Source organism: Streptomyces sp. 3N207 (genome assembly GCF_052246355.1).
GTDB lineage: Bacteria > Actinomycetota > Actinomycetes > Streptomycetales > Streptomycetaceae > Streptomyces.
Window position 1 is genome coordinate 18,661 of the sequence record NZ_JBQQBV010000024.1, and the last position, 13,181, is coordinate 31,841.

Annotated in this window: 15 protein-coding genes; 12 read left to right on the forward strand and 3 right to left on the reverse strand. The window is 68.3% G+C overall.

What is annotated here, in order from left to right:
• The first annotated feature begins 208 nt into the window (after positions 1 to 208).
• Positions 209 to 967: an NUDIX hydrolase gene (locus tag ACTWP9_RS29215; RefSeq protein ID WP_443249301.1), complete on the forward strand. Its 759-nt coding sequence runs from the start codon at positions 209 to 211 to the stop codon at positions 965 to 967.
• Positions 968 to 985: 18 nt separating this feature from the next.
• Here ACTWP9_RS29215 and ACTWP9_RS29220 read toward each other — a convergent pair whose 3' ends face one another.
• Positions 986 to 2,359 carry a hypothetical protein gene (locus tag ACTWP9_RS29220; RefSeq protein WP_443249302.1) on the reverse strand — a complete coding sequence of 458 codons (1,374 nt, stop codon included), beginning with the start codon at positions 2,357 to 2,359 and terminating at the stop codon, positions 986 to 988.
• 218 nt (positions 2,360 to 2,577) lie between these two features.
• Between ACTWP9_RS29220 and ACTWP9_RS29225 the strand changes: the two genes are divergently transcribed.
• The 8 genes from ACTWP9_RS29225 (at position 2,578) to ACTWP9_RS29260 (ending at position 9,172) form a co-directional block, all read left to right on the forward strand.
• A complete protein-coding gene (locus tag ACTWP9_RS29225) occupies positions 2,578 to 3,372 on the forward strand; it encodes a 2-keto-4-pentenoate hydratase (RefSeq protein ID WP_443249303.1) in 795 nt (264 codons plus the stop codon).
• Positions 3,373 to 3,452: 80 nt separating this feature from the next.
• Positions 3,453 to 4,319 carry an acetylating acetaldehyde dehydrogenase gene (locus tag ACTWP9_RS29230; protein ID WP_443249304.1) on the forward strand — a complete coding sequence of 289 codons (867 nt, stop codon included), beginning with the start codon at positions 3,453 to 3,455 and terminating at the stop codon, positions 4,317 to 4,319.
• Between the two features lie 15 nt (positions 4,320 to 4,334).
• Entirely contained in the window at positions 4,335 to 5,357 is a 1,023-nt protein-coding gene (gene dmpG / locus ACTWP9_RS29235) for a 4-hydroxy-2-oxovalerate aldolase (protein WP_443249305.1), read from the forward strand.
• Complete coding sequence (locus tag ACTWP9_RS29240; RefSeq protein WP_443249306.1) at positions 5,354 to 6,316, forward strand: beta-ketoacyl-ACP synthase 3; 963 nt, start codon at positions 5,354 to 5,356, stop codon at positions 6,314 to 6,316. The genes dmpG and ACTWP9_RS29240 overlap by 4 nt, the downstream gene beginning before the upstream one ends.
• Positions 6,317 to 6,340: 24 nt before the next feature.
• Positions 6,341 to 6,571, forward strand: a complete 231-nt coding sequence (locus tag ACTWP9_RS29245; protein ID WP_443249307.1) for an acyl carrier protein — start codon at positions 6,341 to 6,343, stop codon at positions 6,569 to 6,571.
• 5 nt (positions 6,572 to 6,576) lie between these two features.
• Positions 6,577 to 7,422, forward strand: coding sequence for an HpcH/HpaI aldolase/citrate lyase family protein (locus ACTWP9_RS29250; RefSeq protein ID WP_443249308.1), 846 nt, complete (start codon positions 6,577 to 6,579; stop codon positions 7,420 to 7,422).
• 36 nt (positions 7,423 to 7,458) lie between these two features.
• Complete coding sequence (locus ACTWP9_RS29255) at positions 7,459 to 7,989, forward strand: MaoC family dehydratase (RefSeq protein ID WP_443249309.1); 531 nt, start codon at positions 7,459 to 7,461, stop codon at positions 7,987 to 7,989.
• Between the two features lie 10 nt (positions 7,990 to 7,999).
• On the forward strand, positions 8,000 to 9,172 hold the full coding sequence (locus ACTWP9_RS29260; protein WP_443249310.1) for a GNAT family N-acetyltransferase: 1,173 nt from the start codon (positions 8,000 to 8,002) through the stop codon (positions 9,170 to 9,172).
• A 49-nt stretch (positions 9,173 to 9,221) separates the two neighbouring features.
• Here ACTWP9_RS29260 and ACTWP9_RS29265 read toward each other — a convergent pair whose 3' ends face one another.
• Entirely contained in the window at positions 9,222 to 9,530 is a 309-nt protein-coding gene (locus tag ACTWP9_RS29265) for a hypothetical protein (RefSeq protein ID WP_443249311.1), read from the reverse strand.
• 283 nt (positions 9,531 to 9,813) lie between these two features.
• The gene (locus tag ACTWP9_RS29270; RefSeq protein ID WP_443249312.1) at positions 9,814 to 10,209 is read right to left on the reverse strand and encodes a peptidase inhibitor family I36 protein; all 396 of its coding nucleotides are present in this window, start codon (positions 10,207 to 10,209) and stop codon (positions 9,814 to 9,816) included.
• Positions 10,210 to 10,416: 207 nt separating this feature from the next.
• On the opposite strand from ACTWP9_RS29270, the gene ACTWP9_RS29275 reads away from it, so the two are divergent.
• From ACTWP9_RS29275 to ACTWP9_RS29285, 3 genes are all read left to right on the forward strand, one after another.
• Positions 10,417 to 10,788, forward strand: a complete 372-nt coding sequence (locus ACTWP9_RS29275) for a hypothetical protein (protein WP_443249313.1) — start codon at positions 10,417 to 10,419, stop codon at positions 10,786 to 10,788.
• On the forward strand, positions 10,785 to 11,330 hold the full coding sequence (locus ACTWP9_RS29280; RefSeq protein WP_443249314.1) for a YrhB domain-containing protein: 546 nt from the start codon (positions 10,785 to 10,787) through the stop codon (positions 11,328 to 11,330). Before ACTWP9_RS29275 ends, ACTWP9_RS29280 begins: the two co-directional genes overlap by 4 nt.
• 587 nt (positions 11,331 to 11,917) lie before the next feature.
• Positions 11,918 to 12,991, forward strand: a complete 1,074-nt coding sequence (locus ACTWP9_RS29285) for a hypothetical protein (protein WP_443249315.1) — start codon at positions 11,918 to 11,920, stop codon at positions 12,989 to 12,991.
• Positions 12,992 to 13,181: the final 190 nt, after the last annotated feature.

Consider the following 13,181-nt stretch of genomic DNA (forward strand, 5'->3'; position numbering starts at 1 on the left):
GATGCCCTGGCCCCAACGCCGGCGAGCGGTCCGCGTCACCACGTCACCCCCGCTCGCGGACGAGCGTGGTGAACTCCCGGGTATGGACGATGCCCTCTTCAACGGTCCTGCCGGAAGCCGGTGGTTGGCGGGTTTGGTGTCCCGCAGTCCCAGGGGTGTCGTGCAGCAGATCCCGTCTCGGTGCTGAGGTCGCCTCTACGATGTTCGCGTGACTGAGACGTTGCCTCCTGTGCGTGCTGATCTCTTCGTGGCCGAACATCTGCGGCTGAGAGAGGTCGCGGCGCCCTCGTTGTCGCGGAAGGAGGAGATGGCTCGGGATCGTGCCTGGGAGAAGGCGGTGCGGGCGAACCCCAGCCTGTTCGACGGTCCGGTGGTGGCGTGCGCAGGAGTGGAATGGGAGGGAACGCAGACTCTCCTTCTCTCCTGGGCGCGGGTGACCTACCGGCACTACGCCCTGCGCCGTGTTCCGGGCAACACGTCGTGGCTGCCTTCACTGTTCGTGAATGTGGTGCAGCCGACCGGTGACGGGCGGGTGCTGGTGGCGCGGATGTCGACCTCGACGGCGGCTTCCGGGCGCTGGCAGCTTCCGGGAGGCTCCCTTGAGCCTCCCGAGGAGGGGCAGCTGCTCGATGAAGCTGCTGTGCGTGGCCATGCCGCGCGGGAGCTGATCGAGGAGACGGGCGTTCACCTTGGGGCGGACGAGCTGCGGCACTGGGCTGTTACCCGTGGGGAGAACCGCAGCATCGGTCTGGTCTTCCTCGCGCCTGCCCAGCCTGCGGAGGTGTTGCGTGAGCGCTTCGAGGCCGCGTCGGCCGCTGAGCGGGCCGAGGGGCGGGAGCCGGAGCTGGACCGGATCGCTTTCGTGGGCTCCTCGCGGGAGCTTGCCGGCCTGAGTGGCCCGCATGCGGACTACCTGGAACCGGTCGTGAGCCGCTACACCGACGCTGGGCATGGGGCCGGGAGCTGAGAGGTATCAGCGCCTCGGTCAGGTGCTGGCCAGGAGGTCGCGGGCTCTTTCGTCCAGTTCGGTTGCGCAGCGCAGGCCGCGGGCGCGGAAGCGGGCGAGGTCTGTTCGCATGCGGCGGACGGCTTTTCGGGTACGGACGGAGCGTACTCCGGTCATGTGGTCGAGGGCCTGGTGCCAGGTGACGCATGCTTGCTCGATGCTGCCGCGTTTGAGGTGTGTCTCGGCGCTGGCCACCAGGTCGAGGGCGACGATCCGGGCGTAGGTTGTGGCCGGGCGGGAGGCGGCGGCCAGTTTGTACTGTTCGGCGGCGGCCCGGTGGTCGCCGAGGGTCTCGTGGACCTTGGCGGTGCGGGAGTAGACCGAGGCTGCTGGCGGTCCCCAGGTCAGGGCCCAGAACGGTAGGTCGTCGCCGGGGGCCGTGGTCAGGAGGAGCCGGGCTTGATGGGCTTCAGCAAGGGCGGCCCGGCGTCTCCCGGCCTTGGCCAGGGTATGGGCGTTGACGATGCGGAAGAGGGATTCGGTCTGGGCGTCCACGTGCCCTCTGGCGCGGTTGAGACCCGTCTCGGCAAGGTCCTGGCAGTGCTCGGGGCGCTGGATTTTGAGGCCCTGCATGGCCATCGTGCGCATCACGAACCCGTCGTGTCCGGTGAGGCCGGACTCGGCGGCGAGCGCGTAGGACTGGACGTAGTAGCGCTGGGCGAGTCCTTGCTGGCCGGCGTCGTAGCTCTTCCAGCCCAGGAGGTGGACGCCGCGGCTGGCGGCCGAGAGCATCTGCCGCCGGGCCTCGTCGGTGCGGAAGCGGGCCCGGCACAAAGGGGCGACGTCGTCGCGTAGGTAGGTGACCAGGGCACTGCGGCCGTGTTGTCCGCCGTGGCGCTCGTCCATCTCGGAGAACGCGGTGATCATGTCGCGTACGGCGGCCACCTCGGGCATGCCGACGGTGTGGCCGGTGCGGGCGGCGGCGGTGCGGGCGGCGATTTCCTGGACGTGGGAGAGGGGCAGGGAGGCGGCGGCCACGGAGTAGGCGAGGGGTGTCAGGAAGCTGCGCCGGTCCAACTCGTACCTCCACATCGGCAGCAGGGCATCCAGCGGGTCGGCCCCGAGGGACAGTCCGATGGTGTCACTTGCTGCCTCCTGTTCGGTGTCAAGGCCGAGGTCGGCGGTGGTCAGGAGGCGGCCGAGACGCCGGGAGAGGGCGACGGCCAGGTAGCGGCTGGTCTCCCCGCGGGGTGTGGCGCCGGCGATCCAGTGCTCGATGGTGGATTTGTTGGTCCGTAAGCAGGTGCCGCATTCCGCGGCCACCGCGCGGACGGCTTTGGCCAGGGCCTCATAGGTCAGTCCGGATTCGGCGACGAGGTCACGGAGCCGGTGGTTCAGCGTGCGCGTGGTCATGTGCACCTGCCCGATATACGCGATATACCGCTTGCCCTCCCCGCCACCGTACCGCCGCCGGGCTGCCCGGGGTTGACTCAGCATCAGGCCAGAAAGAAGAGGCCCGGAGCGTTCAAAGCCCGTGGGCTCCGTTCTGCGCGCAGACCAACGTGCGGGCGACCGGCTCGACAACAGTGCACGTGCCCGATCTGGCCACCCACGAGCCTGGGAGGGAATCCATGGACGAGCGGAGAAGCCAATGGAGTTGTGTGTCAGCGGCGCTGCTGGCGGCAGAGCGTTCCCGGGTGCCGGTGGCTCCGCTGACCGGACAGGGAGGCGGCCTGGCCCTTGAAGACGCGTATCGGATTCAGGCCGTCTCCGTCGAGCGCCGGGTTGCCGCCGGGGCCCGCGTGGTCGGGCACAAGGCCGGGGTGACCTCGCGGGCCATGCAGGAGCAGATGGGTGTCGATGAGCCGGACTCGGGTGTCCTGCTGGATGACATGGTGCTGCCCAGCGGCGGCGAGCTGCCGCTGGGGGAGTTTCTGGCCCCGCGGGTGGAGGCGGAGATCGCCTTCCGGCTCGGCCGCGATCTTAAAGGCTCTGGCGTCACGTTGGAGGCCGCCAGGCACGCGGTCTCCCACGTGTTCCTCGCCCTGGAGGTGATCGATACCCGGTTCGCCAGCTGGCGCATCTGCGTGGCGGACAGCATCGCGGACAACGCCTCCTGCGCGCGGATTGTCACCGGGCCCATGGTTCCGCTCGAACCGACGTGGGACCTGGCTGCCGAGCAGCTGGTCGTCAGTGTCAACGGCCAGGCCGTCGCCACCGGGGAAGGCCGGGCCGTCCTCGGTGATCCGTTCCGCTCCCTGGCGTGGCTGGCAGACCGGTTGAGCCACATCTCCGCATCACGGGGGCTGCGGGCCGGTGACCTCATGCTGCCCGGGGCGGTGCACGCCAGCATCCCCCTGCAGGCGGGAGCCACCGTGCGGGCCAGGGCGCCGCACCTGCCGCCTGTGCAGCTGCGCATCGCCTGACTCCTGCTCTTACCCCTCCTTCCCCGAGCCGCGGCCATGTCCGGCCGCGCCCCCGTCCTCGCCCACGAAAGGGAGCGGCCATGCCCGATGCCAAAAAGAACGTGGCGGTCCTGGGAGCAGGTCTGATCGGCACGGACCTCGTCAGCAAGGTGCACCACTCGAAGACGCTGGACTGCCGTCTTGTGGTGGGCCGGGATCGCGCAAGCCTGGGCCTGCGACGAGCGGCCGACATGGGGTGTGCCACATCCGCTGGCGGGATCGAGGCGCTGCTGGAGTCCGAGCCGTGCGGCATCGTCTTCGACGCGTCGAGTGCCGATGCCCACGCCGAGCACTGGGCCCGGCTGCGCTCCACCGGCACGACACTCATCGATCTCACCCCCACCCAGCTGGGAACGATGGTCGTCCCGCCCGTCAACGGACAGGCAGCACTGGAGCACCGCCACATCAATCTCGTCAGCTGCGGCGGCCAGGCAGCACTCCCCGTCCTGCACGCTGTGGCCCGGCACTGTGTGCCGCAGTACATCGAGGTGGTCTCCACCGGGGCGAGCGCAAGCGCGGGCCCGGCCACCCGCCGCAACCTGGACCAGTACATCGCCCTGACTCAGGCCGCCATCCGCTGCTTCACCGGCGTGCCGGAGGCGAAGGTGATGGTCAACCTCACCCCCGCCCGCCCGGCGCCGCCGTTCCGCGTTGCCATGACTGTCCTGGCACCTGGCCTCCGGCCCAGGCTGGTGCGCTCGGCCGTCACGGCCGCTGCCGCAAAGGTGCGCGCGTACGCGCCGGGGTTTGCCATCACGTCTCTGGCGGTGGACGACGACCGGATCTGTGTGGCGGTGGAGGTGACCGCCGCCGGCGGCCGTATCCCCCGTTATGCAGGAAATCTCGACCTCATCAACGCGGCAGCCGTGCTCCTGGCTGAGCAGTACGCGGCCGCCCGTTCCTGCTGAAAGGGAAATGCCCTCATGGACGACGCCACGAAGGCCGCGAGTGCCCGGGTGCTGATCCACGATCCCACGCTCAGGGACGGCCACCACGCGGTGCGCCACCAGCTGGACGCCGACCAACTGCGGGACTACGCCGCGGCCGCCGACGCCGCCGGCGTGCCGGTGGTGGAGGTCGGCCACGGCAACGGGCTGGGCGCCTCCTCCTTGCAGATCGGCCGGTCCCGCCTCGCCGACGCGGACATGCTGAAAGTCGTCCGTGACGCGCTTGCTCACTCCCGGCTGGGTGTCTTCATGGCCCCGGGCTGGGGCACCTCCGAGGATCTGCGCGGTGCCGTCGCGCTCGGTGCGCAGGTTGTGAGGATCGCCGCGCACTGCACCGAGGCCGATGTGACCGAACGCCACCTCGGAGTTGTGCGGGATTTGGGCGCCGAGGCTCAGGGTGTTCTGCTCATGAGCCACATGGCCAGCCCCGGCCAGCTGGCCGAACAGTGCGCCCTGCTGGCCGGGTTCGGCGCGCAGGCAGTCGGGATCTTCGACTCCGCAGGCCACTACCTCCCCACCGATGTCACCGAACGGATCACGGCCATCACTGCGGCGGTCGATGTCCCGGTGGTCTTCCACGGCCACAACAACCTGGGGATGGCCCTCGCGAACTCTGTGGCCGCACTGCAGGCCGGCGCCCAGGTCATCGACGCGACCGCGCGCGGCTTTGGAGCAGGCGCTGGGAACACCCAGCTGGAAGTTCTCGTGGCCGTCCTGGAGCGCATGGGCCACCGCACCGGCATCGACCTGCGGAAGCTTCTGGCGGCGGCGGACATCGCACAGGAGCGGCTGATGAAGGGCCCGCCGGTGGTCGACTCCGTCAGCCTCGTCAGCGGCCTGGCCGGGGTGTTCTCCGGGTTCAAGAAGCCCGTGCTGGATGTCGCTCGCCGCGCGGGCGTCGATCCACTCGATCTGTTCTTCGCGCTCGGCGAGCGCCAGGTCGTCGCAGGACAGGAAGACCTGATCGGCCACGTCGCCGACACGCTCAAGGAGGCATGATGCAGCCTTCCAACGAACCCGACTCCGCGGTCATCTGCGGCATCGGCGCGGCACTGCCGCCGGCCATCGTCTCCAACACGCAGCTGAGCGCCCACCTGGACACCTCGGACGAGTGGATCCGCTCCCGTACCGGCATCGCCCAGCGGCACATCGCCGACATCGGCAGCGGCACCGCGGATCTGGCGGTACAGGCCGCCGAGAAAGTGACGGGCTGCGCGCCCGTGCAGGCGCTGGTGCTGGCCACGACGACGCCGGATCGGTGCTGCCCGGCCATCGCGACCACCGTGGCTTCCCGGCTGGGTCTGGGGGGTGTTCCTGCGTTCGACCTTGCGGCGGGCTGCACCGGCTTCCTCTACGCCCTGGCCACGGCAGCCGGTTTCATCGCCGCCCGGGTGGCAGAAGCCGTCCTGGTCATCGGCGTCGACCGGCTCTCGACGCTCCCGGCCCCAAGCGACCGCAGGACCGTGCCCCTCTTCGGCGACGGCGCCGGGGCCATGGTGCTGCGCCGCGGGCAAGCGTGGGAGGACGGGGCGCTGGGCCCCATGGTGCTGGGTAGCGATGGCACGCACGCCGACCTTATCGAGGCCGCACGCCCGGGAACCTTGCGGATGCAGGGCGCGGACGTCTTCCGTCATGCCACCGCCCGCATGTCCGCCGCCTCCACCCAGGCGGTCGCAGCCGCAGGCTGGCGTATGGAGGACATCGACCGCCTGGTCCCGCACCAGGCGAACGCCCGCATCACCTCCTTCGTCGCCCGGCAACTCGCCCTTCCCACCGACCGGCAGCTGCACAACATCGACACGGTGGGCAACACCGGCGCCGCCTCCCTTCCCCTGCTTTTGGCCCAAGCGGACGGCGACGGCCGCCTCAAGGCCGGACACCGCCTCGTGCTGACCGCGTTCGGCGCCGGGCTGACCTGGGGCGCCACCACCCTCACCTGGCCCGACCTGACCTGCTGACCCTTGCGACAACAAGGAGCTGCCGTGACCGGTGACCTCGAAGTCCTTCTGCAGGCCGACCTCAAACTGCCCGCGCACCAGCTGAAACCGCACGCCAGCCTCGAAGACGCAGGCTTCGACTCCCTGGCGATCGTCGAGCTGTCCGTCCTGCTCGGCGAACGCTTCGGCATCGACGTCACCGACGCCGACATCAGGGACGCGGCCACCCTCGACCAGCTCGACCGCCTCATCCAGCGCAAGCGCGACGAAAGGTGAGCCCCATGCCGCAGCACACCCGCCCTGGCCGGGCCTGGATCATCACACCGGGACTGCGCCCCGACCGGTTCGAGGCCGCGCAGACCGCCGGCGCCGGAGTGGCCGTCGTCGACCTCGAAGACTCCGTGGCCATGCGGGACAAACAGGCCGCCCGTACCAGGGCGGAGCAGTTCTTCGCCAGTCCACAAAAGCCGCACCCGCCGTGCACCCTGGGCGTTCGCATGAACGCGCCGGCCACCTTGGAGGGGACCCGAGACCTGGTCGCCCTGGCTGGGTATGCGGCCAAACCCGACCTCATCCTGGTCCCGAAAACCGAATCAGCCCGGGATATCGAACTGGTCGCCAGTGTTGTGGACACCGAGGGCTACACACCCGACATCTGGGCGCTGATCGAAACCCCCCGCGCCCTCGACACCCTTCCCTCGATCACGACAGCACCCCGGCTCGGCGGCCTCGTCTTCGGGTCGGCCGACTACGCCGCAACAGTCCGCTGCGGACTGGGCTGGGAAGCCCTGCTGTACGCCCGCTGCGCCCTGGTCAACAGCGCAACGGCCGCCGGTATCCCCGCCATCGACGCCCCAGTCTTCGACCTGAACGACCTGGATGCGCTGCGGCGCGAAGCGGAGAAGGCCAAAGACCTCGGCTTCTACGGCAAAGGCGCCGTCCACCCCCGCCAGGCGGCCGTCATCAACGACACCTTCTCCCCCACCGAAGAAGAGGTCACCCGAGCGCGGGCAATCCTCAACGCCAGCCAGGAGAACGCACGTGGCATCACCTCCGTGAACGGCCAGATGGTCGGCACCCCGTTCTTCACCGCAGCCCAGCGACTCATCCGCGAAGTGGACGGCTGAGCTGGCCGGGCCCACGGACACACAGGAGGCTCCCCCGTGCGCAAGGAACTCCCCCGCGGCTACCGGCACATCACCGAGGGCCGCATCCGCGAGAACGTCGGCCTGGGATACGACGACCTCACCGACGGCCTGATCATCGAGCACCGGCCTGGGAGGACGGTCACCGAAACCGACAACCTGCTCGGGACAGCCCTGACCGGCAACGCAGCACCTCTCCACACCGACGCCCACTTCGCCAGCCACACCGAGTGGGGCCGCCTCCTGGTGTGCGGGGGCGTCACGCTGAACCTTGTCGCAGCCATGACCGTGCGCAGCACCAGCGGCCTGACTCTCGCGAACCTCGCGCTTGACGACATCCGCTTCAAAGCCCCGGTTTTCGTGGGCGACACGCTCTACGCGGAAACCAAAGTCCTCAACCGCAGACTCTCCAAGAGCCGCCCCGGCTACGGCATCGTCACGTGCCGCACCACCGGCCACAACCAGTCCGGCACCCGCGTGCTGACGTTCACCAGGACCTTCCTCATCCCCATCAATCCCTCAGCGGTCCGAGCGGCCACCGACTACTAGAAGGTGAGCGATGAACCACCAGCTGTCCTTCACTGCGGCCAATACAGACGATCTGTGGCAGGAGTACGACGAGCTGGCCGTCCGCGCCTACGGCCACCGCATCGGCGACATCACCGACCTGAAAGGGAACGCCGACCTGCGCGTGGCCACCCGCAATGGCCGGGTCGTCGCCGGAGGCATGGGCCTGCTGGTCAACCAGTTCTTCGGCGGCTCCCCCGTCCCCAGTGCCTGTCTCGGTGCCGGCTGCGTCGCCCCCGAAGAACGCGGCGAGCACCTGGCCACCCGCATGACCGCCGAACGGCTACGCCCCCTGCAAGAACAAGGCGCGGTCATCTCCGCGATCTCGACCTCCTCCACCGGCTACGCCCGCAGGCTCGGATGGGAAGCCCCCGCGTCGGTGTTCGCCTGGACTGTAGCCACCGACGAGTTGAAGCGGTCTTTCACCGGCGAGGACTTCGACATCGAGCACGGCGTCACCCCGGATATCCACGACCTCCAGCGGGACCTCGCCCGGCAGTGGAACGGTCCCGTGGAGCGGCCCGAGTGGTGGTTCCCCTGGAAGCAAAGAAAAAGCTCTCTGACCACCTACCGCTTCCAACGGCGAGGGCAGCCCACGGCCGGAGTCCTGTCCCTGGCCACGAAACGGCGCGAGCGCCACGGCATGCACCTCGTCGTCCACGACTTCTGGGCCGCCAGCTACAGCTGCGCTGTAGCCATGCTCGCCTTCCTCGGCCGCCACAACACCCGTGCCCAAACCGTCGAATTCCGCCGCGGCGCGCTCCCGCCCTCCCCCTTGCTCCTGCACAGCCTCCATCACCACCGGCCCACCGCCGAGGCGTGGCATCCCTGGATGCTGCGCATCCTCGACATCCCCCAGGCCATCCGCCTCCGCGGCTGGCCCGCACACCTCAACGCCACCGTGCCCATCGAGATCGAAACCGCGAGCGACGGCTGGGACCGGTACCTCCTCCGGATCACCGACGGAACAGCCGAGATCAGCCCAAGCCACACCCAGGGCCACGTACACCTCACCAGACAGCAGCTCGCCGTCTGGTACGCCGGCGGCTACCGGACCGTCACCTCAGCCCGTGCGGCAGGCGTCCGCGCACAGTCAGAGCAAGCACTCGCGACTCTTATCCGCAGCACCAGCGACCTCGAACCCTGGCTGCCCGACCACTTCTAACCCGCCGCCCCCAGCGACTGCTTGGGGTCAGGCCCGGCCTCGACACTCATCAACGTCGCTGACTCAGTCCGCCGCACACGGCCCGCTTCCAGAGCATGTGGTGCCACTCGTTGGCGTCCGGCGCTGGCTTGCGTGTCAGGACGGGGTTCGGTCCGGTTTCGATGAGATGCAGCAGCGTCCAGGCGATGCCATAGCAGTCATCCGGGCCGAAGCATTTCACCAGGGCCTTGGCCTCCTCCGCTGTGACCGGGCGGGGAATCGCTTTCAGCTGGTGTGTCCGGCGGGCGATCTCTTCCACGCTTGCTTCCGAGTCCGGCAACGGCCCTTCATCGACGAACAGACATACCTCGCGCCTCATACACGCATTATCCGCACCGGCCGAACCAGCATGTGGCGGGCCTGAGCTGATCCCGACAGGAAGAAGCTCATCCGCGGCAGGCCCGCCTCCCGGCGCATGCCGTGCGGGGCGGGGAATCCGTGCACACTGGCGGTGGCCGGGCCACGTGCAGCCACAGCCGGGCCCGGCCACCCTTGTGTGTCCCCGACCCTCTTCGCCAGCGAAGGCCATAGCGCGCAGCGCGGTTCCACCAGGCTCCTCAGCGACCCCAGGAGCAGCACGGCGGCAGAGTTCATCGGGGGTGTCAGCCGCAGTCGTTGCGGTTGATGCGCAGGGAGCGGGTCTGGTCGTTGAGGTTGTATCCGCGCAGGTCGTGGATGGAGCCGCCGCTTCTGGTGACGCACACCCACCGGCCGGCGAAGTTGCGCTTCTCGTAGATGCGGGCGGTGCGGTCGGAGTTGTTGCGGATGGAGCTGCCGCGGTCGCGGATGGCGGTGGGCAGGTCCTTCACGCTGCCGTCGACCGCACGCTTGACCCAGGGCTGGCCGCCGAAGTTGATGTCCGGGTAGATGCACACGTAGCCGTTGGGGCAGTCGATCACCGCCGCCTGGGCGGAAGCAGGGGTGGCAGCGGGCGCCGCGGCGGTCACAAGGGGCACGGCGATGGCGGCGGCCATCAGGCCGCGGGAGAGGTTGTTCACGGATCGCATTCAAGCGCCGCCACATCACAGAGCACGACGGCTGGAAGGTCAAACCACACGATCAGGGAAAAGGGATCGGAAGGCAGGCTCGCCGGTAGGGCCTGCCACACGGGTAAGCGAGGAAGGGGGCGATGAGGGTGCCGGGCATGGTGCTGCCGGACGTAATCTCGCCGGGCAGGACCCAGGGGGAGACGAAGGGGGTTGGGTGTGGCCGGAGAGGCTGAGCTCGGCGGACAGGACGCGGTGGAAGCTTGGGAGGCACAGGATGAGGTGAAGTCCTGGTCCCGGTTCCTGGCCGCGCTGGCCCTCGCCGCGGTGGTCGTGGTGGTGGTCATGCTGTGTGTTCCGCTCAAGGAGGAGGGAGCACACGACGGCAGCCCTTCCTGCGGGCCGACCATCGCTCCGGAAGACCCCTACCTGCACAGTGTCGAGTGCAACACCCGGCACATCCGGCAGCTGGGATACGCCGGTCTCATCCTGGCCGGAGGACTCGGCTGTGGCGTCGCCAGTTTCCTGGTCCGCATCGAACGACGCCCACAAGAGCGGGCCTCCTCCCGTCGTGAAGGGCCGGATGCGTGATTGAGCGGGAGTTCGCCGTCCGGCTGGTCCAGGAACACCTGGACCGTGAAGGCGCAAGGGAACTCGTGGTCACGCACGCCGAGGAGCACGAGCTGGTCTGGATCGTCTACTACCAGGTGCCGGAGTATGTGCGCACAGGAGATTCGCGTTATCTGCTGGGGGGCAACGGGCCCTATCTGGTCGACCGGCTCGACGGTGGGCTTCACCAGATTGGTCCGGTGGATGCGGTCACTGGGGACTGGGAGGCGGACTACCGCAGCCGCATCCGCGGCCGGCCCACGCCAGGGCCGGTGGAGGAGCTGCATGAGGAGATACGGAAGACGACGGCAGCCCGCGGCCGTACCTCCGCGATACGGCTGCTGCGGCAGAAGATCCCCGCTCTTCCCCCGGCGGAAGCCGCCGAGTACGTGGCCGCCCTGCAAACGGACACCCCCGCGCCTGCCAACCTCAAGGCCCTCGTCGACAAGACGCTCCTTCCCGCTCCGGACCCGGTGTTGTGCGTGAAAACCATCCGTGACGGCCACCCAGGCAGTCCGCGATAGCCCCGGAGGCCAAGCCAGCGTGATCCGTGCACACTGGCCGGTGGCCGGGCCAGTGCAGCCACAGCCGGGCCCGGCCGCCCCTTCGCTCCTCCGCTGGCTCAGGCGTCCTGCCTGCACGCGCAGTGCACAGCTCCGTGACCGGCGGGTTTGTCAATGGTCACTTCGTGGCCGAACAGGACCTCAAGCAGGCGGCAAAGGCCGCCAGGCAGAGCTAAGGCGCGCTAGCTAGGCCGACTCCACGACTGACCGCCCACCGCCGACCGCCCGGACGATGCTCGTTGACTCCATCAACTCCACGGGCACACGTGCCCACCTCGGTGCTCAACCCGGTGGGCGTCGTCCACTCGCTGCCGGGAGACCACTGCCCGCCTGATGCTCCAGCACGTGGTGACGTGGGCGCACGGACAGGTCAGATGGTGTTGCGCAGTCGCGGTAGACGGCTTCAGCGGCTTGATTTCGATCACTCGTTTGGGTGACACCTGCGATTCTGGGAATTTCCTCGGCTCCCTCGGGCAGTCACGCACGAGTCGACTCGCCGTGACAGAGGGAAGCGGCCTGCGGAAGTAGCTCAGCACGCGGAGGTGTTCATGGCACTGCCGAAGATAGGTAACGTCTACACACTCAGGATGCAGCCCGAAGAAGGGTACTCGGCATACTGGTGCGGAAACTACATGGACCAACGCCCGGAGGATGATCCCGGTGAAGATGCCGGTAAGTATGTCATCCATTGGGCCGATGAGTCTGACTCTTCTCTTCTCCTCGCCTCCGTGACCAAGATTGGCGATGACAGAACTCCCAATTCTCTCCCCGGTCACATCCTGTGGACCGACGGCGGAGAGGTCACGGACGTCTCTGTCAGCGACATCCCGGACGTCGATAGGGACGGCTGCATCTGGCGCATTGAAGAGTCAAATGGCGGCTGCATTCTATGGAATCGCGGGAGTGCGCAATACGCCCAGTCGGACGGCAACGCCATTGGGTTCGTGGACGAGCGCAAGGAGGCGACCACCTTCTACTTCGACGAGCAGCCCGGTGGCTTCCCCGAGGTGGCGAAACTGGGCCGGGTGGAGGCTCCGCGGCTCGCAGCTCCCGAGCTGACCGACTACTCTGTCCCGCCCGAAAACACCCCCTGGCAGATTGCAGGCGAGGTCGCCGTACCCTATTTCTTCATCGCCAACGATCATGGGCGCGCCGTGCAGTGGCAGGGGGAACATAGCCCTTACTACATTATTCGCCGCTGGTCCAGCTGGAACAGGGTCGGATGGAAGGTGCACCCTGCCAAGGTCACTCAGACGCATTCCTGGTCGACCACCGAGGGCACCACAGCAGAGGCCGCCTCGGAGGTGGACCGGACGCTGAATGTCAGCGTCACCGCTGAAGCAGGTTTCGGCATCAAGGGACTCAGCGCAAGCGTCAGCACCACGATCGAGAAGGGACTGAGCGTGAAGACCAGCAAGAAGTGGTCCCAGTCCTACAGCAAGGCGGTAAGCGACAGCTACCAGGTGGGCCCCACGGACCAGGATATTGCCGTCGGTGACTGGTTCCGTCAGGACATGTACCGCATCTACCGCGCGCAGGGCGGCGGAGAAATCATGGAATTCACCGTGACCCGCCCAGGAACACAGGTCTCCCGCACCTACATGCGCCCGACAAAAAAGTAGAGCGCCCAACATCAGCAGCATGATCCCCAGGACAAGTCGCCAACCCTGTGCCGACGATGACGCCGACAGCGAAGCCGTTCCCCGGCAGCGGACAGTGCTGTCCATCAAGGGCCTGTGCGAACCTCTTTCATCCTGTGCCGAAGGGTGAAATGGGCTGGTCAGCGGGTGGTGACGAGACAGGGCCCCTCGT

Excerpts from the sequence above, each read along its gene's own strand:
- ACTWP9_RS29220 (WP_443249302.1), bottom strand. The coding sequence starts at position 2,359 with ATGACCACGCGCACGCTGAACCACCGGCTCCGTGACCTCGTCGCCGAA.
- ACTWP9_RS29225 (WP_443249303.1), top strand. The coding sequence starts at position 2,578 with ATGGACGAGCGGAGAAGCCAATGGAGTTGTGTGTCAGCGGCGCTGCTG.
- ACTWP9_RS29230 (WP_443249304.1), top strand. The coding sequence starts at position 3,453 with ATGCCCGATGCCAAAAAGAACGTGGCGGTCCTGGGAGCAGGTCTGATC.
- dmpG (WP_443249305.1), top strand. The coding sequence starts at position 4,335 with ATGGACGACGCCACGAAGGCCGCGAGTGCCCGGGTGCTGATCCACGAT.
- ACTWP9_RS29240 (WP_443249306.1), top strand. The coding sequence starts at position 5,354 with ATGATGCAGCCTTCCAACGAACCCGACTCCGCGGTCATCTGCGGCATC.
- ACTWP9_RS29250 (WP_443249308.1), top strand. The coding sequence starts at position 6,577 with ATGCCGCAGCACACCCGCCCTGGCCGGGCCTGGATCATCACACCGGGA.
- ACTWP9_RS29260 (WP_443249310.1), top strand. The coding sequence starts at position 8,000 with ATGAACCACCAGCTGTCCTTCACTGCGGCCAATACAGACGATCTGTGG.
- ACTWP9_RS29265 (WP_443249311.1), bottom strand. The coding sequence starts at position 9,530 with ATGAGGCGCGAGGTATGTCTGTTCGTCGATGAAGGGCCGTTGCCGGAC.
- ACTWP9_RS29285 (WP_443249315.1), top strand. The coding sequence starts at position 11,918 with ATGGCACTGCCGAAGATAGGTAACGTCTACACACTCAGGATGCAGCCC.